The organism is Clostridium caldaquaticum (assembly GCF_023806125.1).
GTDB lineage: Bacteria > Bacillota > Clostridia > Clostridiales > Clostridiaceae > Clostridium_AT > Clostridium_AT caldaquaticum.
In genome coordinates this window covers 1-24,270 of sequence record NZ_JAMSKT010000025.1, presented here as the reverse complement: position 1 = coordinate 24,270, position 24,270 = coordinate 1, and the positions used below count along the sequence as shown (strand labels likewise).

Below are 24,270 nucleotides of genomic sequence, written 5' to 3'. Positions count from 1 at the left end.
GTATATGAAAGCAAGACTTGTATTAGAGGATGGAACGGTTTTTATGGGGAATTCTTTTGGTGCTCAGGGTGAAGCGCTGGGAGAAGTAGTTTTTAATACTTGTATGACAGGTTATGAAGAGATTTTAACAGATCCTTCTTATAAGGGACAGATGGTGACTATGACCTACCCGCTTATAGGGAATTATGGTTTTAATAATATAGATAAAGAGTCTTTTAAGCCTCATGTTAATGGTTTTATTGTGAAGGAAATATGTGCTGCTCACAGCAATTGGAGAGGGGAGATATCTCCAGAAGACTATTTTAAGGAATATAATATCATAGGTATAAAGGACATTGACACAAGAAGACTTACAAAGCACATAAGAAAGTTTGGAAGCATGAATGGGATTATTTCTACTAAAGATGAGGGTATAGAAGATCTTGTAAAAAAAATAAGAGAAAAGGCAGCTGTTAAAATAAATCCTGTTAAAGAAGTCAGTACTATTAAAAAGTATCATATTGAAGGAAAAGGAAAAAAAATAGCTGTATTAGATTTTGGAGTAAAACAAAATATTTTAAGGCTTTTACAGGATAGAGACTGTGATTTACATGTGTTTCCTTATGATACTAGTTTTGAAGAAGTATTAAAAATAAACCCAGATGGAATTTTGCTTTCAAATGGCCCTGGCGATCCAGAAGATTTGCCTGAGGCAGCTGAAAATATTAAAAAACTTCTAGGAAAGAAACCAATTATGGGAATATGCTTAGGACATCAGCTTTTAGGTATAGCTCTTGGCGGTAAGACTTATAAGCTTAAATTTGGACATCATGGTGGAAATCATCCTGTAAAAGATTATACTACAGGAAGAATATATATAACATCACAAAATCATAATTATGCCTTAAAGAATGGTTTCAGCGATGACGTTGTTATAACTCATATTAATGTAAATGACAATACTGTAGAAGGATTCAGACACAAATCCTTGCCGGTTATAAGCGTGCAGTATCATCCAGAAGCAGCTCCAGGACCTCAGGATTCAAACTATGTTTTTGATGATTTTATGAAAATGGTAGGAGGGAATTCTAATGCCTAAAAGAGAAGATATAAAAAAGGTTTTAGTAATAGGCTCAGGTCCTATTGTTATTGGTCAGGCAGCTGAGTTCGATTATTCAGGAACTCAAGCTTGCAAATCTTTAAAAGAAGAAGGTATTGAGGTTGTACTCATAAACAGTAATCCTGCTACCATTATGACAGACATGGAAGTTGCTGATAAGGTGTATATAGAGCCAATTACTTTAGATTTTGTAAAAAAAATTATATATAAAGAAAAGCCTCAGGGCATTCTTCCGTCACTTGGAGGACAGACTGCTCTTAATATGGCAGTTGAGCTAGCTAAAGATGGAATATTGAAAGAATTAGGCATTGAGCTTCTTGGAACATCTTTAGAATCAATTCAAAAGGCTGAAGATAGAGAACTTTTCAAGCAGATGATGGAGGAAATAGGGGAAAAAGTACCTCACAGTACTATTGTAACTAATTTAGAGGATGCTATTGATTTTGTTAAAAAGGTCGGTTTTCCAATCATCGTTCGTCCTGCTTACACCTTAGGTGGAAGCGGAGGCGGTATTGCAAATAATATGGAAGAGTTTAAATATATTGCAGGACGTGGATTAAAGCTTAGCATGATTCATCAGGTTTTGCTTGAGCAAAGTGTGGCTGGATGGAAGGAAATAGAGTATGAAGTTATGAGAGATCATGCGGATAACTGTATTATAATTTGTAACATGGAAAATTTCGATCCTGTAGGAGTACACACAGGAGACAGTATAGTAGTAGCTCCAAGCCAAACTTTGTCAGATAAGGAATACCAAATGCTGCGTTCTGCATCTATTAAAATTATACGTGCACTTAAGATAAATGGTGGCTGTAATATACAGTTTGCACTGAATCCTAATAGTTTTGAGTATGTTGTAATAGAAGTTAATCCTAGAGTTAGTCGTTCCAGTGCATTAGCTTCAAAGGCTACTGGTTATCCTATTGCTAGAGTAACAGCTAAAATAGCAATTGGAATGAATTTAGATGAAATTAAAAATTCCATTACTCAAAATACTTATGCCTGTTTTGAGCCGTCACTGGATTATGTAGTTACAAAGGTTCCAAGATGGCCTTTTGATAAGTTCAACACTGCTAACCGTTCTCTTGGAACACAGATGAAAGCAACAGGAGAAGTTATGGCTATAGGAAGAACCTTTGAGGAGTCCTTGCTAAAAGCTATAGATTCTTTGGATATAAAAATGAATTATCAGTTAGGTTTGAAACAGTTTGAAGATAGAACTGTAGAGCAGTTAAAGGAAATTATAAGCATTCCTAGTGATGAAAGAATTTTTGCACTATGCAAGGCTCTTCAAAAAGGTATTACTGTAGAAGAGATTGTAAATATAACTAAAATAGATTATTTTTTCATAAAGAAGCTTGAAAAAATTGTTCTTTTGGGTGAAAAATTAAAATATACAAACATTGAAGATGTAAGCTATGAATTGATGTATGAAGCTAAAAAAGTAGGTTTTGGAGATTCTTATATAGCAAACCTTCTGAATACTTCTTTAGAAAATGTAATAAAAAAGAGAAAGACATTTAATATAAATCCTGTATATAAAATTGTAGATACTTGTGCAGGTGAATTTGAAGCTGCTACTCCTTATTATTACTCTACCTATGAAGAGGAAGATGATGTAATAGTAAATGATAAGAAAAAAGTAATTGTTGTAGGTTCTGGTCCTATAAGAATAGGCCAGGGAATTGAATTTGACTATTGCAGTGTTCATTCGGTGCAGACTCTTAAGGAACTAGGTTTTGAATCTATTATTATAAACAATAATCCTGAAACTGTGAGTACGGATTTTGATACTTCCGACAAGCTTTATTTTGAGCCGCTAACAAAAGAATGTGTTCTAGATATTGTTGAAAAAGAAAAACCTGAAGGAGTAATTGTTCAGTTTGGAGGTCAGACAGCTATTAATCTTGCTGCTCCACTTCATAAGGCAGGAGTTAAGATATTAGGAACTGCTGTAGATAGTATAGATATTGCTGAGGATAGAGAAAGATTTCTTAAGCTTTTAGAAGAGCTAAACATTCCACTTCCTCCTGGAAGTACTGCTTTTAATATAGAACAAGCACTAGAAATTGCAAAGGAAATAGGTTATCCTGTATTAGTAAGGCCTTCTTATGTACTTGGTGGAAGGGCAATGGAAATTGTATATAATGACAAAGAGTTGAAACAATATATGCAGCTTGCGGTAGATATTTCTGTAGAACATCCTGTGCTTATAGATAAATATATTTCAGGAAAAGAAGTAGAAGTTGATGGAATTTCTGATGGTATAGATGTTTTAATTCCTGGAATAATGGAGCATATAGAAAGAGCGGGAATACATTCAGGAGACAGTATGGCTATATATCCTCCTCAAAATTTGCAGGAAGATAGCAAAAACACTATAGTTGAGTACACTATAAAGCTTGCAAAGGCATTAAGTGTAAAAGGGCTTTTTAATATACAATTTGTGCTGGATGAAAATAATAATGTATATGTTATTGAGGTAAATCCTCGTGCAAGTAGAACAGTTCCAATACTTAGCAAGGTTACAGGAATACCTATGATAACTTTAGCTACTAATATTATTATGGGTAAATCTTTAAAAGAGCTAGGGTATACAACAGGACTTTATAAAGAAAGTGATTTTGTAGCTGTAAAAGCTCCGGTGTTTTCTTTTTCAAAGCTTACAATGGTGGATACTTTCCTAGGACCTGAAATGAAATCTACAGGAGAGGTTATGGGTGTAGATAAGGATTACCATAAAGCCTTAAGCAAAGCACTTGCTGCCTCTGGGCTTAGCATACCAAGAGATGGTAATGTACTGCTTTCTATAGCAGAGAGAAATAGGGAAGAAAGTGTAGAAATTGCAAGAAAGCTTTATGATATGGGGTATAAGCTCTATGCTACAGATAACACCTATATATATTTAAAAGACAGGGGTATTGATGTTAAGCTAATTCCTATGGAGGAAGTACAGCAATATATAAAGAAAGATATACTTGATTTTATTATTAATACTCCTACTAATGGAAAGATATCGTACAGAAATGGATTTTTATTAAGACGTACAGCAATGGAATATAATATTCCATGTATTACATCTATAGATACTGTAAATGCTATACTTGAAACAGTTAAAAAGGATAAAGAAAGCAGCAATGCAATAGATATATATTCATTAAGTGAATATTCCTCTCTAAAATTAAAGGATATGAAAAAGAAAGGTATAGAAGTGAGAAAAGCCAGACTGGAAGATATTAAAGACATTAGTAATATAACAAAAGAGGCTTTTCAGCAGTATAAGAAATATGTTGGAGGATACGGCAGCTTATCAGCTTTATCAGAAACCTATGAAGACATAAAGAAGGATATTGAAACCAAAGAAGTATTTGTAGCTGTATTAAATGGAGTATGTGTAGGAAGTGTGAGAGTTGAAGTTTTCAGAGATAAAACTGCATATCTTAGCAGGTTTGCAGTATCACCTGAGCTGCAGCGCCATGGGGTTGGCAATGCTTTATTAGATGCTGTTGACGAGGCTATGAAAGAAGCTGGAGTTAGAAAGCTGTCTTTACACACTGCTGCAAAGGCTTCACCGCTCATTTATTGTTATTATAAACACGATTTCTATATTGAATCAACTACAAAGGATCGAGGGTATATAAGGGCATTATTAATTAAAGATTATATTGAAGATGAGAAGGGAATAAACTATGGAAACGCTAATTAGAAAGGCAGAGATTTTAATAGAGGCTCTTCCTTATATACAAAAATTATACGGTAAAACTGTAGTTATTAAGTATGGCGGAAATGCTATGATTAGTGAAGAGCTTAAAAACTCTGTTATGGAGGATATTACTCTTTTAAAATTTATCGGGGTAAACCCTGTTATAGTACATGGCGGAGGACCTGATATATCAAAGGCCCTAAAACTTCATAATGTTGAGAGCAAGTTTATCAATGGATTAAGAGTTACAGATGAGCAAACTATGGAAGTTGCTCAGATGGTGCTAGTTGGAAAGACAAACAAGGAAATCGTGTCACTCTTAAATTGTAAAGGAGGAAAAGCTATTGGTTTTTCTGGAATAGATGGCAGGCTCATTGAATGCGAAAAATATAAAACAACTGTTAATGGAGAAGATATAGATATTGGATTTGTAGGAAAAATTACCAAAATAAATACTAAAATGCTTGAGCTTGTAACTAGGGATGAATATATTCCAGTTATTGCACCAATAGGTGTAGATAAAGACGGTCAAAGCTACAATATCAATGCAGATACAGTAGCTGGAGCAGTTGCTGCAGCACTTAAAGCGGAAAAAATGATGCTTCTTACTGATGTTGAGGGGATTAAATATTCTAAAGACAGCGAGGAAGTAATCTATGAAGCTGCCATAGAAGAAATTCATAAATTATTAAATGACGGTATTATAACAGGAGGGATGATTCCTAAGGTGTTAGGCTGTATTGAAGCTCTTGAACAGGGAGTAAACAGAACTCATATTATAGATGGAAGAATTCCACACTGCATATTGCTTGAGATATTTACAAACAAAGGTATCGGAACAATGATAAGAAAATAGAGAATGGTTTAAGAGGTCTTAGTTAAAGACCTCTTATGTATTTTTAGTAATTATTTTATTATATATATGCTTCCTCTGTCTATAAGTTTTCCATTGCTTAAAAAAACAGGTTCTACTTTATGTTTTTTTAAAAATTCAAAAACCTCTTTACTGTATGCATAATTTTCTAAGCTGCCATAGAAGGCAAGAAGACCATTTTCTAGAAGTCCGCAGCATCCACCTATGAAGCCGTAGTTAAGTCCTGGAAGAAGTATATCGCCAGGAGGAAGAAGTAGTACATCTATGTATTCTTCCATTAGGCATTTAGCAATGCCTTTGTCGCTAGTCATAACAGCAGAGCTGCTGACAATAGCAGTTGAACACTTGGTATAACCTTGTTTTACATTTTTTATTTTTTTATTTTGGACTAAGTTTATTAATTTATTGTCTGTGTATCTAATATTGTGAATGAAAATGTCATTTAGATTTAATGCATTTAAAATTATGTTAAAAGGATAATTAGTTTCTAATTTTTTTTCTGAAAGAAACACTTCTATATTATAGCTTTTAAGAAGATTAATAAATTTAATATCCATATCTTTATGAACTATTATAGTCTTATCATTAACTATATGCAAAAGAATGTCTGGATGTCCAGAAACTGCTTCATACAATATTTTATTAGGTGGAACAATCAGTACTTCAAAGCATAACTTTTCAAGATTATATCTTTCCTCATCACTTATTCTATAATCTACAAGAACTTTTTTCATAAAATCACCGACCTTTGGGAATTATAGAAATACATTATCAAAAATATCAACTACTTTCAACCAATAAGATTAGTACGAGTAAATGTAACTTGTCACGTGTTAGATACTCCATTTGTCGATAATTGCTTAATTAATTTTGCATATACATTTTCTTTCAACACATACTATCATAAGAAGGGAGTGTGAGATATGCTGCTTTTAACCGTAGTGTATGACAGTAGTAAAGAAGACATAATCAAAAATATGAATGAAATGAAGAAATATTTCCATGATAGAGATATAATAGTAGGTTTTTCAGAAAGTATCGAAAGCAATACTCACTTCTTAAAGATATTTTGTGATGACAATGCGTTTAATGATAAACTTGTAAACATATTTAACCTTTATATGGCTAATATTTTATACAACATAGTAATAGATGAATTCTATAAAAAAGAAATACAAAGCTTTCTAACGGATACTTATTTTTTTCTTAAGTATGATGAAATAAAAGAAATTAAAAAATTAAGTCTAGATGCCCTTAAAAGCGAAGGTGCAATACTTAATGAGTATATGGTTTACTTTAGAAATAGAAAAAATTCTATCATTCAAAAGATAATAGAATGCATTGAAGAAAATAAAGAAATAAACATAAAAGGTTTTATAACTTTTAGAATGAGTGAATTTAGAGAAGATCTGGAAAGCATAATAGACAAAGTTGTTGAGAGCTACATGGTAGAAAAAGAGTATAATGAATTTATTAAGCTGTTAAAATATTTTGTAGAACTTCAGGAAAGCAAGATAGACAAAATAAATATAATAATAGAAATTGATGGAAATTATATTATTCAGGATGATCATGGAAACGATATAATGGATGTTTTGTTCAGTGAGCTGTCCGATACTAAATTTTCTGGTGTAGTAAGCGTTGAGGATATGTTAATAAGTGGACTCATTACTAATGCACCAAATACTGTAATTATACATAATGCAGAAAACTGCAGCAATAAAGAGCTTTTAGATACTATTAAAAATGTTTTTGGAGAAAGAGTGATTTTCTGCAGTAAATGTGATATGTGTGACAAAATCAAAACAAAAATAAAATTAAAAAAATAGTTGACAAATAATATAATACAATGTAGAATAATCTGTGTTAAGAAGAAACAGCCGTTTCTCACCTTACAGCATTGCTAGTAAGGTCAAGGATAGATTGACTATTTTATGTTGAGCTATTAAAGGACGGCTACTGCCGTCCTTTTTTATTATAAAAAATAAAATCTCTTAGGAGGTGAAAATTATTAGTAAAGACTTTCTTTTAAATGAAGAAATTAGAGAGAAAGAAGTAAGAGTTATTGATACTGATAATAATCAGTTAGGAATACTTCCAACAAAAGAAGCTTTAAAAATAGCTGAGGAAAAAGAACTAGATTTAGTTCTTATATCACCAACTGCTAATCCGCCGGTTTGTAAGATTATGAATTATGGAAAATTTTTATATGAACAGGCAAAAAAGGAAAAAGAAGCCAGAAAGAACCAGAAAGTAATAAATATTAAAGAAATAAGATTCAGTCCTGCTATTGAAGAACATGACATTTCTATTAAAGCAAATAATGCAAGGAAATTTTTACTTGACGGTGATAAAGTAAAGGTTACAGTAAGGTTTAGAGGTAGAGAAGCCGAATACTCCCACATTGGTCTTGATATATTAAAATCTTTTTCTGATAGGTTGGAAGATGTTTGTGTGATTGAAAAACCAGCTAAATTAGAAGGAAAGAATATGATAATGATACTAGCTCCTAAAAGAGCATAACTGAGAGGAGGAAATTTATTATGCCTAAAATGAAAACACATAAAGGTGCAGCAAAAAGATTTAAGAAAACAGGAAGTGGAAAGCTTAAGAGAGCTAAAGCTTTCAAGAGCCATATATTAACAAAGAAGAGCTCAAAGAGAAAGAGAAATCTTAGAAAGACTGCTTATGTTTCAGTTGCTCAGGAAAAAGCAATAAAGAAATTATTACCATACTTATAATATAGAGGTGCTAGAAGGAGGTTTTTTAAATGGCAAGAGTTAAAAGAGCTATGAATGCTCGTAAATATCATAAAAAAGTACTTAAGCTTGCAAAGGGCTATTATGGTGGAAAAAGCAAGTTATTTAAGACTGCTAATGAAACAGTTATAAGAGCATTAAGAAATGCTTATGTTGGAAGAAAACTTAAGAAAAGAGACTTTAGAAAGCTTTGGATAGCAAGAATAAACGCAGCTACAAGAATGAACGGATTATCCTATTCAAGATTTATGAATGGTATAAAGCTTGCAGGTGTTGATATTAACAGAAAGATGCTTTCTGAAATAGCTATAAATGATGCGAAGGCTTTCAGCGAATTAGTTGAAGTTGCTAAAAAAGCACTAAATGCTTAGTAATTAATAATAAAAATGCAGTTTTATTGCTGCATTTTTATTATTAAAAATTATTGTAAATTTATATAAAACGAGTATAATTATTATCATAAGTAAAGATATTTACATACAATTAAATGTTATAATCTTTAGCCGGATACTAGTTTCTTTTAACATAGAAACATTAGTATTCGGCTATACTTCTACTGTATTTTAAAGAATATAAATATATAGTTTACATATAATTATAATTATATTTATATTATAGCTTTTTATGAGGTGCTGTTATGCAAATCAATATTTATAAAGACTTAAGATTTAAGCCGGTTCAAATTTTGGTAATAGGTTTTGCAGTTGTAATTTTAATGGGAGCAATACTTTTAACACTGCCTATAGCGTCAAATGAAGATGTAAGAACTCCATTTGTAGATGCTCTATTTACCTCTACTTCAGCTGTATGTGTTACAGGTCTGGTAACCTTAGACACAGGAACTTATTGGAGTTATTTTGGTAAAACCGTTATTTTAATTTTAATTCAGATTGGTGGATTAGGCTTTATGTCCTTTGCCACATTAATATCACTTTTATTAGGGAAAAAGATTACTCTTAAGGAAAGACTTGTTATGCAGGAAGCTATGAATACTTGTTCACTTCAGGGACTTGTAAAACTGGCTCGATACGTTTTGTTATTTACATTTACAATTGAAGGAATAGGAGCATTAATACTGTCAATTATTTTTATTCCAGAGCATGGTTTGATTAAAGGTATATATTTTAGTATATTTCATTCAGTTTCAGCATTTTGCAATGCAGGTTTTGACTTAATGGGTGAGTTTAGAAGTCTAACACCTTATGCTGAAAATCCTATTATAATATTAACTATTGCAACTTTAATTGTAATTGGTGGATTAGGTTTTGCAGTTTGGTATGAAATATTTAATTATAGGAAAGTAAAAAAAATAACACTGCATTCAAAATTTGTTATAGTTGTAACTGCAATATTAATTGTTGTAGGAGCCATTCTTATGTTTATATTCGAGTATAATAATCCTGCTACAATTAATCCTATGTCAGTAAAAGGGAAAATATTATCTTCGTTGTTTGCATCAATTACTCCAAGAACTGCAGGTTTTAACTCTATATCTACAACAGATATGACTCCAGCAGGAAGGTTTCTTACAATAATACTTATGTTTATTGGAGGTTCCCCAGGTTCTACAGCGGGTGGTATAAAGACAGCTACAGCAGGTATATTAATTATGACGGTCATCTCCATTATAAAAGGAAGAGAAGAAACAGAAGTATTTGAGAGAAGAATAAGCAAAGAAACTATATATAAAAGTCTTGCTATTGCAGTAATAGGTATAACTTTAGTAGTAACCGTAAGTATGATTCTTACAATTACTGAAGCAGGAACTTCCCTTGAGTATATAATTTATGAAGCTACTTCTGCCTTTGGTACTGTTGGTTTAACTTTAGGACTTACTACTAAATTATCAATTATAGGTAAAACAATAATAATTTTTACTATGTACTGCGGAAGAGTAGGCCCGCTTACAATAGCACTTGCATTATCTAGAAAGCACAGCAATAATACAATAAGATATCCAGAGGATAAAATATTAGTTGGATAAAAAACTGTATAGATAAAAGAGGAGTGTAACATTAATGAGAAAGAAGCAATTCGTTGTAATTGGACTTGGAAGCTTTGGTGCTTCTGTAGCTAGAACACTTTATAACCTTGGTAATGAAGTTCTAGCTATCGATTCTGATGAGGATATAGTAAGGGAAATGTCAGAGCAGGTAACTCATGCAGTACAGGTAGATACCTCTGATGAAAAAAGTCTTAAGGATTTAGGAATAAGTAATTTTGATGTAGCAGTAATAGGAATAGGTTCAGATATACAGGCAAGTATAATGGCAACTCTTATTGTAAAAGAACTTGGTGTTAAATATATAATAAGCAAGGCGCATGATGAGAGACATGCAAAGCTTCTATATAAGATAGGAGCTGATAGAGTAGTATTTGTAGAAAGAGATATGGGGGTTAGAGTGGCACATAATATATTTGCATCTAATATTTTAGATTATATAGAACTGTCGCCTGATTACAATATAGCAGAAATTGTAAGCCCACAAGAGTGGTATGGAAAGACATTAAGAGAGATAGATGTACGGGCAAATTATGGCTTAAGTGTTATAGGAATTAAGCGAAACAGAGAAGTTAATGTAGCACCTAAAGCAGATGATACAATAAGACCTGACGATACTATAATCGCTATAGGCTCAACTAAGGAATTAAGCAAATTTGAAAGTCGATTTGGAAGATAAGGTGAAACTGTTTGGATATAATTCAAAGTAAGGATAATAACATTATAAAGGAAGTAAAGAAGCTTAAGGAGAAAAAACATAGAATAGAGAAAAAACAATTTTTGATTGAAGGCTTTAGATTTGTTGAGGAAGCACTAAAATCCAAGTTTGAAGTACCGATGATTTTTTTAAGTGAAGGTGCTTTAAAACAGTGGAAGGATTTTAACATTGAAGAAAAGCTTCAGGCAAAAACAAAGACTTTTATGGTAAATGATACAATATTTAAACAGCTTTCTGCAACAGAAACCCCTCAAGGCATAGCAGCTGTTGTAAATAATAGAAGTTTAAAGATGGTTGATAAAGAAGGATTTTATATATTGGTAGATAAGCTTCAGGATCCTGGGAATTTAGGCACAATAATTAGAAGTGCTCATGCAGCGGGAGCTTTAGGGATATTGCTTACTAAAGGAACTGTTGATGTGTATAATGAAAAAACTTTAAGGTCTACTATGGGTTCCATATTTAATGTACCAATATTTGAAGATAGTAATTTAAGTAAGATTAAAGAGTTAAAATCCAAAGGCTTTAAGCTTGTAGTAAGTTCTTTAGATGAAGCACAAAACTTTTATGAAGTAAACTTAACTGAAAAAGTCGTAATTGCTGTAGGAAACGAGGGTGCTGGAGTAAGCAAGGAAGTTTATGAACTAGAGGATGTTAAGGTTAAAATCCCAATGCCAGGTGAAGCTGAATCCTTAAATGCAGCTGTAGCAGCTTCAATTATGATGTTTGAAATTGTAAGACAAAAGTTGACAATGCAATATCCATAAATTATAATATAAACTAAAATAAATATGAAAACTATGATGAAGAGAGTAAATATATTAAAGTCTTCCAGGGAGAAAAGGTCATAGACTGAAAGCCTTTTTAAGAATTTATATATTGAAGTTCACTTCGGAGTTCTGACGGTGAAGTATAGTAGCTGTCAGTGGGTAGAACCATTAATTTTATCTAAGAGGACATTTTATGTCAATTAGGGTGGTAACGCGGAATAAGTTCGTCCCTTTATGAGGGGCGGATTTTTTTATTTGTTTAAATTTCGAGCGAGCACAGGTTGCCCCGGATTATGATTAATATGATTAAAAGGAGGAGTACACAGTATGAGAGAGAAATTAGAAGCAATAAAGGAAAGTGCTCTTAAGGAATTAAGAGAAGCTGAAAGTAAAGCGGCATTAGATAATATTCGTGTTAAGTATCTTGGAAAGAAAGGGGAGCTTACACAAATACTTAGAGGAATGGGAGGACTTTCAGCAGAGGAAAGACCTATAGTAGGAAAAGTAGCCAACGAAGTTAGAGAAGCTTTAGAAAGCTTTATAGAAGAGGCTTCAAGCAATATAAAAAATAGAGAAAAAGAGCTTAAGCTTAAAAAGGAAATAATAGACATATCTATGCCAGGGAAAAAACAGGTTTTAGGCAGCAGGCATCCGCTTTCTTTAACTTTAGAAAGTATTCAGGACATATTTTTGTCTATGGGCTTTTCTATAGTAGAAGGACCAGAAGTGGAGCTTGATTATTATAATTTTGAAGCTTTAAATATACCTAAAAATCATCCAGCACGAGGAGAACAGGATACATTTTATATAAATGACAATATAGTGCTTAGAACACAAACTTCACCTCTTCAAATAAGAACAATGGAAAAGCAAAAACCTCCAATCAAGGTTATTGCACCAGGAAAGGTTTATAGAAGTGATGCAGTTGATGCCTCACATTCTCCAATATTTTATCAGATGGAAGGCTTAGTTGTAGACAAGGGAATTACCTTTGCTGATTTAAAAGGAACTCTTGATTTGTTTGCCAAGAGAATGTTTGGTGAGAAGGTTGTAACAAAATTCAGACCACACCACTTTCCGTTTACAGAGCCTTCAGCAGAAATGGATGCTACCTGCTTTTTATGTCAGGGGGAAGGCTGCAAGCTTTGCAAGGGAAGTGGCTGGATAGAACTTTTAGGCTGCGGAATGGTTCATCCGCAGGTTTTAAGAAATTGTGGAATAGATCCAGAGATTTATAGCGGTTTTGCCTTTGGATTTGGAATAGATAGAATGGTTATGTTAAAGTATGGAATAGATGACATAAGACTTTTATATGAAAGTGACGTAAGATTCTTAAACCAATTCTAAACTAAAGTTTATTGTAGGAGGATTGTAATATGAAAGTACCATATAAATGGCTTAAAGATTATGTAAATATAGATATATCACCCAAAGAGCTAGCTGATAGGCTTACTCTTTCAGGATCAAAGGTAGAGGAGATTATAACATCAGGGGATGAAATACAAAATGTAGTTACAGGAAAAATTTTAAAAATAGAGCCTCATCCAGACGCTGAAAAGCTAGTAGTATGTCAGTTAGATATAGCTACAGGTGAGCAGCTGCAGATAGTTACAGGTGCAAACAACATGAAAGAAGGTGATATTGTGCCTGTTGCTCTGCATGGCTCAAGTCTTCCTAATGGTTTAAAGATTAAAAAAGGAAAACTTAGAGGTGTAGTTTCAAATGGAATGATGTGTTCAGAAGAGGAGCTTGGTATAGCAGGAGAAGAGCAAGTTCATGGTCTTATGATACTTCCACAGGACACGCCTATTGGAAAAGATATAAAAGAAGTATTAGGGTTGGATAATTCTGTAATAGATTTTGAAATAACCTCAAACAGACCTGACTGCTTTAGTATAATTGGTATGGCAAGAGAAACAGCAGCAACTTTAGGAATTACATATAAAATGCCAGAACTAAGCTTTTCTTGTAAAAATTCCAGTAATATTAATGATAAATTAAAAGTTGAAGTTAGAGATGCTAAGCTTTGCAAAAGATATATAGCAAGAGGAATAAAGAATATAAAAATAGAACCGTCACCAGCATGGATGCAGGAAAGATTAATGCAGGCAGGGGTTAGACCTATAAACAACATAGTAGATATAACTAATTTTGTAATGATAGAATTAGGTCAACCAATGCATGCTTTTGACAGAAGAGAGATTACTTCTAATACTATTGTAGTTGAAAGGGCTGTAGAGGGAGAAAAGTTTACTACATTAGATGGAGTAGAAAGAATTCTTAATTCTGAGGTGCTAAATATAAAGGATGGAGAAAAAACCATAGGTTTAGCAGGAATTATGGGTGGATTAAATTCAGAGGTTAAAGAGGATACAACTGAAATTGTATTTGAATGTGCTACTTTTGATGGAACAAATATAAGAATATCTTCAAAAAATCTTGGACTAAGAACAGAAGCTTCAACAAAATTTGAAAAAGATTTAGATCCTAATTTAGCACTAATTGCAATGGATAGAGCATGCAATCTTGTAGAAGCTCTTGGCGCTGGAGAGGTTATGGAAGGAACTATAGATATTTATCCTGAGAAGGTTATTGCGAAGACTTTAGAAGTTAGCGGCAGTTGGATAAACAAGTTTCTTGGTACAGAAATTCCTGTTGAAAAAATGAAAGAATATTTGGATGGATTAGAATTGGCAACAGTAATTAATGGTGATAATTTGGTTATAACTGTACCAACCTTCAGGAGTGATGTAAATATTAAGGAAGATGTAGCTGAAGAAATTGCAAGAATATATGGTTATAATAATATTCCTACTACTGTTATGTCTAGCGTAGCATTAAATGGTGGAAAAAATAAAAAGCAAAAATTAGAGGATAAAGTAATAGAAGCTCTTATAGGATGCGGTTTAAATCAAGCTATAAGCTATTCCTTTGTAAGCCCAAAAGTTTTCGACAAAATTCTACTTCCTAAGGATTCAAAGCTAAGAAACGCAGTAGCAATAAGAAATCCACTTGGAGAAGATTTCAGCATAATGAGAACTACTTCAATACCATCAATGATGGAAGCGCTTGCAAGAAATTATTCAAGAAATAATGCAGAGGTAAGATTGTTTGAAATTGGAAAGATATATATTCCTAATGATGACTTTGATAAACTTCCACAGGAAAAAAATATAGTTACTATAGGAATGTATGGAAAGGTTGATTATTTGGACTTAAAAGGTGTAGTTGAAAATATAATAGATATTTTAGGCATTAACAATGTGTCTTTTCAAAGAGAAAGTTCTAATCCAACCTTCCATCCAGGCAAAACTGCAGCATTATATGTTAAAAAGGATTTAGTTGGAATTTTAGGAGAAGTGCATCCAGATGTTAGTGAAAATTATGAAATAGAAGAAAGATGCTATATAGCAGTGCTTGACTTTGACCTGCTTATAAATTTATCTAATACAGATAAGTATTATAAGCCTCTTCCTAAATATCCTGCAGTAACAAGAGATCTTGCAGTGTTAGTAGATGAAGATATTTTAGTGCAGCAGATTGAGGATATAATAAGAAAACAAGGTTCAAACATGGTTGAAAATATAGTTTTATTTGATGTATATAAAGGAAATCAAATTGCAGAAGGAAAGAAGAGTGTTGCCTATTCAATAACCTATAGACTAGAGCATAAAACTTTAACAGATGCAGAAGTTAATAAAGTACATGATAAAATTCTCAGATCCCTTGAGCATATGCTTGGAGCGGTATTAAGATAAAAATTTATGCTTCTTAGATGAGTATATACTTGTCTTAGAAGCTTTTTTTAGCGAAAATAGTTTTGTTGATATTTTTATGCAATAAATTAAATTCATGTTTTCTAGTTTACAAATATATGTTAAAATATAAATAAACTAAATGAAGAAACTTAAGAGGGTGAGCCCATGAATGTGATAACAGTTACAATAAATGGAGTTGAGTACAATTTAAGAGGGGAAGAAAACGAAGAATATTTACATAAGGTTGCCAGATATGTAGATAAAAGACTTAAAACTATAATGGATTCCAATCCTAAACTGAGTGTTGCAGCGGCTGCAATACTTACTGCATTAAATGCAGCTGATGATATGTTCAAATGTGATTTAGCTTATGAGGAGCTTCAAGTTAAAATAGACAAACTTCTTGATACAGAAAAAAGCTTAAAAGAAGAGATTGAATCTTTGAGGAAACAGTTAAAATATTTAGAGGATTATAACTTTGAACTTCAACAAAAGCTAAAAAATATAACAAGTAAGCAGTATATAAGCGAAAAAGAAGAAGAATTAAAAAAGACTAAGGCTGAAATGAAAATAGTAGAGGAAAGTGCTAAAAAATATCTTAAGGAAAGAAACTTATTGAAAAATGAAAATAAAGAACTCAAATTTGAGCTTCAGTCCTATAAGTATAAGACTATGGATCTTCAGCATAAGCTTATAGAAAAAGGAATTGACCTTGCAAAAGAAAAAAAGATGAGAAATCCATTAATTGCTTCAGAATAATATATAATAGGATATGTTAAAAGTTAGTTTTTAACATATCCTATATTTTTAATGTATATTATGTATATGATAGATTGTCCAACTAATATATTTGTAGTAGCCACATTAAAAGTATATTAGGGGGATTTTATGATATATTTAGACAATGCAGCAACTACATTTCCAAAACCAACAGAAGTTTATAAAGAGGTTATAAGGTGTATGGAAAATTATGCTGCCAATCCAGGAAGAAGTTCACACGATATGGCAATACAGGCTTCAGCTAAAATAATGGAAGCCAGGCAGGAATTAAGCAAGCTTTTTAATATATCTAATGTTTTAAATTTAGTTTTTACTAGTAATGCAACGGAAGCTTTAAATATAGCAATAAAAGGTGCATTAAAAAGGGGAGATCATGTAATAAGTACAGTAATAGAACATAATTCTGTACTTCGCCCGTTAAATTATATTAATAAAAAAGGTGTGGATATTACTCTCTTAGGAGTAAATGAATATGGATATTTAGATTTAAGCGGATTAAAAAAAGAAATAAAGAAAAATACTAAGGCAATAGTAATAAATCATTCTTCAAATGTTTTAGGTACAATACAAAATATTAATGAAATAGGAAGGATATCAAAGGAGAATGGCATTATATTTATACTGGATGCTTCTCAAAGTGCAGGAACAATTGACATTGATGTTAAAAAGGATAATATTGATTTATTAGCTTTTCCAGGACATAAAGGACTTTTTGGTCCTCAAGGTACAGGAGGACTATATATAAGAGAAGGATTGGAGTTAGATAACTTTAAGGATGGCGGTACTGGAAGCAACTCTAATTTTATGAACCAACCTGATTTCCTCCCAGATAAGTTTGAAAGCGGTACACTTAATACTCCTGGAATTGCTGGACTTTGCGAAGGGGTAAAATTTATTAAAAAGGTTGGAAGAAAAAACATACAAAAGCATGAAGAGAGATTAGTGGAATATCTTCTTAAAGAACTTAAAAAACTTTCTTACGTAAAGATATATGGAATTCCTTCTGCAGAGAATAGAAGTGCAGTAGTTTCTATTAATATTGATGGAATAGACAGCTCTCAAGTTGGTTATTTACTTAATAAAGCTAAAATAGCAGTAAGAACAGGTTATCACTGTGCACCGTTGATTCATGGAATTATAGGGACTTTAAATAAAGGGACTGTTAGGATAAGCCCAGGATATTTTAATACTTTCCAGGATATTGAAAATATAATAATGGCTATTAAAGATATATATAGTAAAAAACTTATATAAATAACTTGCAAAGTATAAAAACAGTGCTGAATTATATTAAAAACCAGTACTGTTTTTTGTTTTAATTCTTTTATTTGAGAGATTTGCTGATTTAATAAATTTTTACAGTGGCATTTTTGGTTTTTCTGAATAATATGGTAATGTATGAAGAATAAAACTTAAAATGAGTGTAATAATATTAAAGTTTTATGTTTCAAGAATAGCAGGAGGATAGGTATATGTCCCAGGAAAACATAATGAATGATTATAACGAAATTGCTCAAAAGAGAGGAAGTAGTGAATCCGAAGCAGTAGACTCAGTAACTTTAAATGAATGTAAAAACAAATGTAATAGTCAAGTGGGATGTACAGGTCCTTTGGTAGCTAAAATTCCAGTAGTTTTAGCAGATGTAGAAATACAGGTGGATGTGGAATCAAAAATAAAACTTAAAGAACCAGTACTTGATTTAAAAACAATCGATAAACATATTCATCTTACTGAATGCAAACTTATTCCTCATACGGATAAATTATTTATATCAGGCTATGTTCAAAAAAATATTCAATTTTCAGCTATAGATTGTACTAATACAACCAGTATAAGCGGCAATATACAGCATACTACAGTAAAGTTACCTTTTAAATGTGTAACAAAAATTAAGTTTGCAAAGCATCCTATATATGGCAGAGATTACAAGAAAAAAATAAATGTTTTGGATAAAGATATGCTTGGTAAAGACCAAAAAGAGGAGTCTTGGATTCATTTCAGCAAGCTGTGTGAACCTGTTTTTTGCGAATTAGAGTATGTTAAAATCTTAGAAACAGATATTTTAAGTGAAAAATGTTCTCTTCCTAATACCTTACCTAATGAAAAGCCTTTGCAAGAGTTAACTGAAAAAATGGTTATATATATAAGATTAAAGGTACTTCAAAATCAGCACATATTTATCCCTGAGCCAAGCGGAGATGTAACTTTGCTAGATAATGATTATTCAAGAGATGCTTATTATAAAGAAAAGAAGCAGCCTGACATTCAAGTAGAATATGATCCGGATAAGGGAATGGTTGGAAAAGAAGCTTCTTCTTATAATTTTCATGATGATTAATTTTAATATATAAAAATCTAATCAGTAACAAATTTTGCAAAGCAGAATAGTATATTACTAGGTATAAGGCTTTAAGATTAACAAGGTTAATCTTAAAATTTTATATACTTAAGATTATAAAGGGAGATGGAACTATGAATAGAAATTGTTCAGCTAATGAAACTAATATTAGTCCTCAACAAACCTGTGAATCTAGTGTAATTAACCCAACAACATTATGTGAATGCGATAATCATTGTTATCCACCATGTGGACGTCCTGGTCCACTTGTAGTAAAAGTTCCAGTAGTATTGGCAAATTGTAAAATTCAAATAGATGTTGAATCAGACCTGCAACTTGAGCAGCCTGCCTTTGATATTAAAACAGTAGATAAAAAAGTGTGCATAACTCAGTGTCATTTAGTACCTTATACAAACAAATTATTTATAGAAGGTTATGTTCAAAAGAATTTTCAGTATTCTACGGTAGGATGTGCTAATGCCACCAGCATAAGTGGAGATGTATTACACAGCACACTAAGAGTTCCTTTTAAATGCTGTACAGCTATTTGTTTTGATAAAATGCCTATATTTGGAATAACTTCTAAAGATAAATCAAATGTACTAGATGAAAATATGCTGTGCCTTGATAATAGGGAAGATTCCTGGAAACATTTCAATAAACCTCAGGAACCAGTTTTCTGTGAATTGGAATGGTTTAAAATACTAGAGTCAGATATTTATAATCGTAATTTACAGTGTGCACAGCCATTTACAACAGAAAATTGTTTTAGAAGATTTACTGAAAAAATGGTAATATATGTAGGAATTAAAGTGCTGCAAAAACAGCAGGTATATATTCCCTGCCCAGGAGATGGAATCGATCCAAGAGAGATGGAGAAAGGCTACGTTGAAGAAAAATATGATGAAGTATAATATATCATTTTGCTAATTTTAAGTTTAATAACGCTTGGGAAACCCCTTGACAACAGGGGTTTCCTATTTGAATCAATATAATAAGGAGAGTACTATATGTCTAAAAAACATAGACATGATTACAACTTAGAACATACATTGCAGAGTATAGTACCAGAACAACAGCTAATTATACTAATAGCATTATTATTAGTATTTTATAATAGATATGAGAAATATAATGCAGTACAAAAAAAGTATAAAAAAGAAGATATAAAATTATATTCATCTAAAGGTGTATTTGTGAAGGAAAGTGAAATAAAAGATGCAGAAATAGATAACAGTATTATTATTGATGATAACATATACAATGGTAAACATGACTTAAAACTGAGAGAAACAGTTATATATGATGTTGCAGAAAATATACAAAGTGATATAGGTGAATCTCAGAAAAAAATAATTCAGGAAACACCTGAAAAAGAACATATTATAGCTCACTTTAAATTAACAGTATTAAGCACCTCAGCAGTCCAATTTAATCCTAGCGAAAATGATGAAAAATATTACACTATAGAGCCACCAGTACTAAAAATACCTGTCATTTTATCAGAGTCAAGCGTACAAATTTTTGTTGAAGCAATTGAGAAGTTTCCAGAACCAGTTTTTGAAATAAAAGATATAAATAAAAATATATTTTTAAATCAATGTAAATTAATTCCTGGAACAAATAAACTTTTCATAAAAGGCTTTATAAAGGAAGAGGTAGAATATGCAACAGCTGAGTGTATTAATACAAATTCAATTAGCGGAAACATAAAAAAAGCAATCTTCAATATTCCTTTTCAATGTGTGACAAACATTTTATTTCATGTTATGCCTAAAATTTCTAATTTGTATGAAGATATAGATTTGGAAGTTGTTGACAAAAAAATGAATGGTATAGATTTCAGGGAAAAAAGCTATGAATACTTTCAATTTTTAAATGAGAAGGTTTTTGCAGAGCTAGACAGCACTGAAATATTAGAAACAGATATCTATGAAGAAATAAAGATATTAGAGAACACTTTGGATGGGGCATATACTTTTGAGAAAATGCGTAGTAAAATAATATTAAACATTAAACTTAATTTAGTGCAGAATCAAAAGGTATTTATATTGAATTGCTGATAATATTTTAGCATTGCAAAGGCCATATTCATATTTAGTGAATATGGCCTTTGCAATTTTTACTAAATTAAAAATTATTTAAAACATAATCTAAAATTGATTTGTATCTAGCAGTTACTGATTCAAGTGAATGCCTAGTTTTTGCTAAGTAATAAGCATTGTTAATTATTTTATTTCTTAAAGTATAATTATTTTTATCAATTAATTCACTTATTGCAGTAGTGCCATCATTAATATCGTTAAGATTGTAAATTTTACCAGTTTTGTTGTTAATAATAACTTCTCTAACTCCTCCTACATCTGTAGATACTACAGGACATTTGCAGCACATTGCTTCTATAAATATCATAGGTAAGGATTCATGCTTGGAAGTTGATACTAAACATCCACCAGTATTTGCAGCTAATGAATAAATTTCAGGCATTTTTTCGTTAGGTATCCCAGGAATAAATGTAAAGTTGGAATTAAAATTTTGAGGGATGCTTTTTTTAACCGATTGAAAATATTCAATGTTAACAGATAGTTCGCCAATTATGAAAAAATGCAAGTTTTTATTTTTTTTAAGGAGGTTACAGCCTATTTCCACTAGCTCCATAGCATTCTTACCTTTGTCTAATCTGCCTACCCAGATGATATTCGTGCGATTTAAATATTCGCTATAGCTATTTTGTATATTAGATAAAGGTATATTTTTGAAAATATTAGTATCAATTGGATTAGGTAAAACAAATATTTTTTTATCAGTTTTTGATAACTTTAAAATATTTTTTACATTAAATTGTGAGGGAACTAAAATTGCAGATATTTTATTATGATTTAGTACTTTATAAGATTCTTCTACTTGATATTCTGCAGAACAATGTGTTTCATATATTACCTTGCTTTCATTGCTGAACCTGCTTATAACATTGAGAAATTGTGGATAGTCAATCAGTGTTATGATATCAAATTTCTTTTTTAATATAGATAATATCTCCATGGGAGTTAAGTTACATTTTACATTATCGTTCAGCATATATTTACCGCTCTCAAATGGTCTATCTAAAAATATTGCTTTCCCATGAATACCTATATTTTTTAAAGCATTTATTTTGTTAATAACTGTAACTTCAACACCGCCTAAGCCGCACCAGGGATATACATATAAAATTTTCATTGTATTCACTCCCGTTGAGAAAAATAGCTATAGAAATATAATTAAGATTAAACAAGTTTATTATCTTTTATATGATTGTATGTTCTTTCTGCAATTACCCTCCAGTTAAATTCAGACTCTACATATTTTCTAGCGTTTATCGCAAGTTTATTTCTTTCTATAAGGCTATAATTTTTAAAATCTATAATAGATTTATAAAAATCATCAATTTCACATATAATACAATTATTATTTGTTTTAAGATTTAATCCTCTTGCACCTAAAGGAGTTGTAATAACAGGTAGACCGTAAGCTAAATATTCAAGCATTTTTATATTTGTTCCAGAACCTAACAGCATAGGGTTAAGTCCTATATCTGTATAACTAAATAATAATTGCTTTTGACGAGCACTGATTTCTCCAGTTAGTTTAACATTAGAGGGTATAATTTTGTTTTTGAAGTAATCGCATACATTCCCAGAAATTATAAAAATAACATCAGGAAGTTTTTGAGCTAATTTTATTATCATCTCTACTGCCAGTATATTGGGTTCCCAATATGCTCCGATGAAAAATGCTGAAAGATTTTTATTCATACTATTTTTTTCTTTAAATCTGTATCTTTCTTCAGGTAATACACATTTAGTATTATCAGTGTCTGTACCATTAGGAACTACGAAAAATTTATTTGTATCTACGTTATACTCTTGACTCATAGAATTTTTATCTTCCAAGCTGCAGGGCATAATTAGTTTACTTGTTTTGCAGCATTCTTCTTCGATTTTTTTAATATCTATAAGAAATTTATCATTATGGATATTACTTTTTAGTGATTTTTGTAATTGATATTCAAAATTGTGAGAATCATACCAAATTTTTTTTGTTTTAATTTCTTTTACAGCTGGAAAAGAATATGGGTGGCTGCATATAACAACTTCAGAACTTTTTGAGGATTTTTCTAATTCTAGCAGATATTCAGGTGTTAATAAGTGTAAATTAAACCAAGTATAATTGTTATTATACAAATCATTTTCAGCATTAGAATGTTTATAAGATTTGGGCACACTAATTTCCCATAAGCCAGGATAAATCTCTGTCTTTCTAATTTTTGTGTTGCATTCAGCATAGTGCACTACTTCGATATCGAACCATTTGGATAAATTTTTGTATAGGTGATAAATCCGTAGATGACTTCCGCTGATTGGTGGGTAAAATGTAGATAATGTTGCAACAGTTATTTTCTTTTTTCTATAATTATCTGATAAATCATTTTCAATCATTAATAATTTGCTCCTTTCATATTTATACAATTTTATAGTATTCATTTTATTCAAATTTGACACAATGGGCAGTTAAATGTTATTGATAAATTAAAATTTATAAAAATCTAATGCAGGGTTCAAATTAAAATAAATAGATGTATTCTTATAAAGTTTTTAGAATACACCTAAAGCAGCTTTACTATATGATTCAGTAGAGACCATATTTTTCATATAAGTCTTTATGATTTTTTTTGATTTTATTAATAAGATATTCACGTTTTCTATCAGAATCATGAACCATTGTTTTTCCATGACGCCTGTAAAAAAAAAGTACTTCGGGAATGGTATAGAATAAGCAATTATTTTCAGCTAAAGATATCCAAAAATCCCAATCTTCATAACCTTCATTCATTTGTTCGTTATAACCACATACATCTTCCCAAGCTTTTTTTCTAAATAAAGAGGTAACACAAACTATATTTTCCTGAAGCAAAGTTTTTATATTAAAAGGTTGTGGTCTCCAAACCCAATTTTCTGTCCCAAAGGCTCGAGTCCAATGTGTTACCACACTAATTTCAGTTTTTCTTTCAAGTATAGAAAGTTCCTTTTCTATTAAAGTTGAGCTTATTAAATCATCTGCATCAACAGGGAGAATATACTCACTAGAAGCCTGTTTAATACCAGCGTTTCTAGCAGCGGGTAAGCCTTTATTGGCTTGATTAATAATATGGATTTTTGGATGCCTTATTCTATTTAGTACCTTTAATGTATAAGGGTCAGTTGATCCATCATTTACAACAAGTATTTCTATATCTTTGCAGGTAGATTTTAAGCATGAGTAAATAGCTGCATCAAGATATTCACCGTAATTGTAGCAAGTAATTATTATACTGACCTTAGGTTTATGCAATATATTCATATTAACTATCATTCCTTTCGCTGTGCTCAAGGCACAAAAATTTATGAAAATGTATATTCTGTACAAACTCTGTCAATAATATAGGCAAG

Annotated in this window: 21 protein-coding genes and 2 other annotated features; of the genes, 17 read left to right on the top strand and 4 right to left on the bottom strand. The window is 31.3% G+C overall.

The window, feature by feature from the left end:
* The first annotated feature begins 4 nt into the window (after positions 1–4).
* Genes carA through argB form a run of 3 tightly spaced genes read left to right on the top strand, consistent with a single transcriptional unit; the run spans position 5 to position 5,658 of the window.
* Positions 5–1,078: a glutamine-hydrolyzing carbamoyl-phosphate synthase small subunit gene (gene carA, locus M2651_RS13335; RefSeq protein ID WP_252132834.1), complete on the top strand. Its 1,074-nt coding sequence runs from the start codon at positions 5–7 to the stop codon at positions 1,076–1,078.
* Entirely contained in the window at positions 1,071–4,805 is a 3,735-nt protein-coding gene (gene carB / locus M2651_RS13330) for a carbamoyl-phosphate synthase large subunit (RefSeq protein ID WP_491524972.1), read from the top strand. The genes carA and carB overlap by 8 nt, the downstream gene beginning before the upstream one ends.
* A complete protein-coding gene (gene argB, locus M2651_RS13320) occupies positions 4,789–5,658 on the top strand; it encodes an acetylglutamate kinase (protein ID WP_252132833.1) in 870 nt (289 codons plus the stop codon). The genes carB and argB overlap by 17 nt, the downstream gene beginning before the upstream one ends.
* 50 nt (positions 5,659–5,708) lie before the next feature.
* On the opposite strand, the gene M2651_RS13315 is transcribed toward argB, so the two are convergent.
* A complete protein-coding gene (locus M2651_RS13315) occupies positions 5,709–6,410 on the bottom strand; it encodes a DUF6873 family GME fold protein (protein ID WP_252132832.1) in 702 nt (233 codons plus the stop codon).
* Between the two features lie 189 nt (positions 6,411–6,599).
* On the opposite strand from M2651_RS13315, the gene ytxC reads away from it, so the two are divergent.
* From ytxC to M2651_RS13245, 14 genes are all read left to right on the top strand, one after another.
* On the top strand, positions 6,600–7,505 hold the full coding sequence (ytxC, locus tag M2651_RS13310; RefSeq protein ID WP_252132831.1) for a putative sporulation protein YtxC: 906 nt from the start codon (positions 6,600–6,602) through the stop codon (positions 7,503–7,505).
* A gap of 33 nt (positions 7,506–7,538) precedes the next feature.
* Positions 7,539–7,656, top strand: a sequence feature (ribosomal protein L20 leader region).
* Positions 7,657–7,677: 21 nt separating this feature from the next.
* A complete protein-coding gene (infC, locus tag M2651_RS13305; RefSeq protein WP_252132830.1) occupies positions 7,678–8,199 on the top strand; it encodes a translation initiation factor IF-3 in 522 nt (173 codons plus the stop codon).
* A gap of 20 nt (positions 8,200–8,219) precedes the next feature.
* Entirely contained in the window at positions 8,220–8,417 is a 198-nt protein-coding gene (gene rpmI / locus M2651_RS13300; RefSeq protein WP_252132829.1) for a 50S ribosomal protein L35, read from the top strand.
* A gap of 29 nt (positions 8,418–8,446) precedes the next feature.
* Positions 8,447–8,806: a 50S ribosomal protein L20 gene (rplT, locus tag M2651_RS13295; RefSeq protein WP_252132828.1), complete on the top strand. Its 360-nt coding sequence runs from the start codon at positions 8,447–8,449 to the stop codon at positions 8,804–8,806.
* 266 nt (positions 8,807–9,072) lie between these two features.
* Positions 9,073–10,419, top strand: coding sequence for a TrkH family potassium uptake protein (locus M2651_RS13290; RefSeq protein WP_252132827.1), 1,347 nt, complete (start codon positions 9,073–9,075; stop codon positions 10,417–10,419).
* 34 nt (positions 10,420–10,453) lie between these two features.
* Positions 10,454–11,116, top strand: a complete 663-nt coding sequence (locus tag M2651_RS13285; protein WP_252132826.1) for a potassium channel family protein — start codon at positions 10,454–10,456, stop codon at positions 11,114–11,116.
* Between the two features lie 11 nt (positions 11,117–11,127).
* On the top strand, positions 11,128–11,922 hold the full coding sequence (locus M2651_RS13280) for a TrmH family RNA methyltransferase (protein WP_252132825.1): 795 nt from the start codon (positions 11,128–11,130) through the stop codon (positions 11,920–11,922).
* 24 nt (positions 11,923–11,946) lie between these two features.
* Positions 11,947–12,160 (top strand) — a binding site (T-box leader).
* Between the two features lie 92 nt (positions 12,161–12,252).
* The gene (gene pheS, locus M2651_RS13275) at positions 12,253–13,272 is read left to right on the top strand and encodes a phenylalanine--tRNA ligase subunit alpha (RefSeq protein WP_252132824.1); all 1,020 of its coding nucleotides are present in this window, start codon (positions 12,253–12,255) and stop codon (positions 13,270–13,272) included.
* A gap of 29 nt (positions 13,273–13,301) precedes the next feature.
* A complete protein-coding gene (pheT, locus tag M2651_RS13270; protein WP_252132823.1) occupies positions 13,302–15,683 on the top strand; it encodes a phenylalanine--tRNA ligase subunit beta in 2,382 nt (793 codons plus the stop codon).
* Positions 15,684–15,848: 165 nt separating this feature from the next.
* Positions 15,849–16,442 carry a cell division protein ZapA gene (locus M2651_RS13265; protein WP_252132822.1) on the top strand — a complete coding sequence of 198 codons (594 nt, stop codon included), beginning with the start codon at positions 15,849–15,851 and terminating at the stop codon, positions 16,440–16,442.
* 129 nt (positions 16,443–16,571) lie between these two features.
* Complete coding sequence (locus M2651_RS13260) at positions 16,572–17,717, top strand: aminotransferase class V-fold PLP-dependent enzyme (RefSeq protein ID WP_252132821.1); 1,146 nt, start codon at positions 16,572–16,574, stop codon at positions 17,715–17,717.
* Between the two features lie 218 nt (positions 17,718–17,935).
* The gene (locus M2651_RS13255; RefSeq protein WP_252132820.1) at positions 17,936–18,802 is read left to right on the top strand and encodes a CsxC family protein; all 867 of its coding nucleotides are present in this window, start codon (positions 17,936–17,938) and stop codon (positions 18,800–18,802) included.
* Positions 18,803–18,936: 134 nt separating this feature from the next.
* On the top strand, positions 18,937–19,716 hold the full coding sequence (locus tag M2651_RS13250; RefSeq protein WP_252132819.1) for a CsxC family protein: 780 nt from the start codon (positions 18,937–18,939) through the stop codon (positions 19,714–19,716).
* Positions 19,717–19,812: 96 nt separating this feature from the next.
* Positions 19,813–20,865, top strand: coding sequence for a CsxC family protein (locus M2651_RS13245; protein WP_252132818.1), 1,053 nt, complete (start codon positions 19,813–19,815; stop codon positions 20,863–20,865).
* A gap of 67 nt (positions 20,866–20,932) precedes the next feature.
* Here M2651_RS13245 and M2651_RS13240 read toward each other — a convergent pair whose 3' ends face one another.
* The 3 genes from M2651_RS13240 to M2651_RS13230 form a co-directional block, all read right to left on the bottom strand.
* The gene (locus M2651_RS13240) at positions 20,933–22,021 is read right to left on the bottom strand and encodes a glycosyltransferase family 4 protein (RefSeq protein WP_252132817.1); all 1,089 of its coding nucleotides are present in this window, start codon (positions 22,019–22,021) and stop codon (positions 20,933–20,935) included.
* A 47-nt stretch (positions 22,022–22,068) separates the two neighbouring features.
* Positions 22,069–23,280 (bottom strand): glycosyltransferase family 4 protein, encoded by a 1,212-nt coding sequence (locus tag M2651_RS13235; RefSeq protein ID WP_252132816.1) that lies wholly within the window; start codon positions 23,278–23,280, stop codon positions 22,069–22,071.
* A 190-nt stretch (positions 23,281–23,470) separates the two neighbouring features.
* Positions 23,471–24,181 carry a glycosyltransferase family 2 protein gene (locus M2651_RS13230; RefSeq protein WP_252132815.1) on the bottom strand — a complete coding sequence of 237 codons (711 nt, stop codon included), beginning with the start codon at positions 24,179–24,181 and terminating at the stop codon, positions 23,471–23,473.
* Positions 24,182–24,270: the final 89 nt, after the last annotated feature.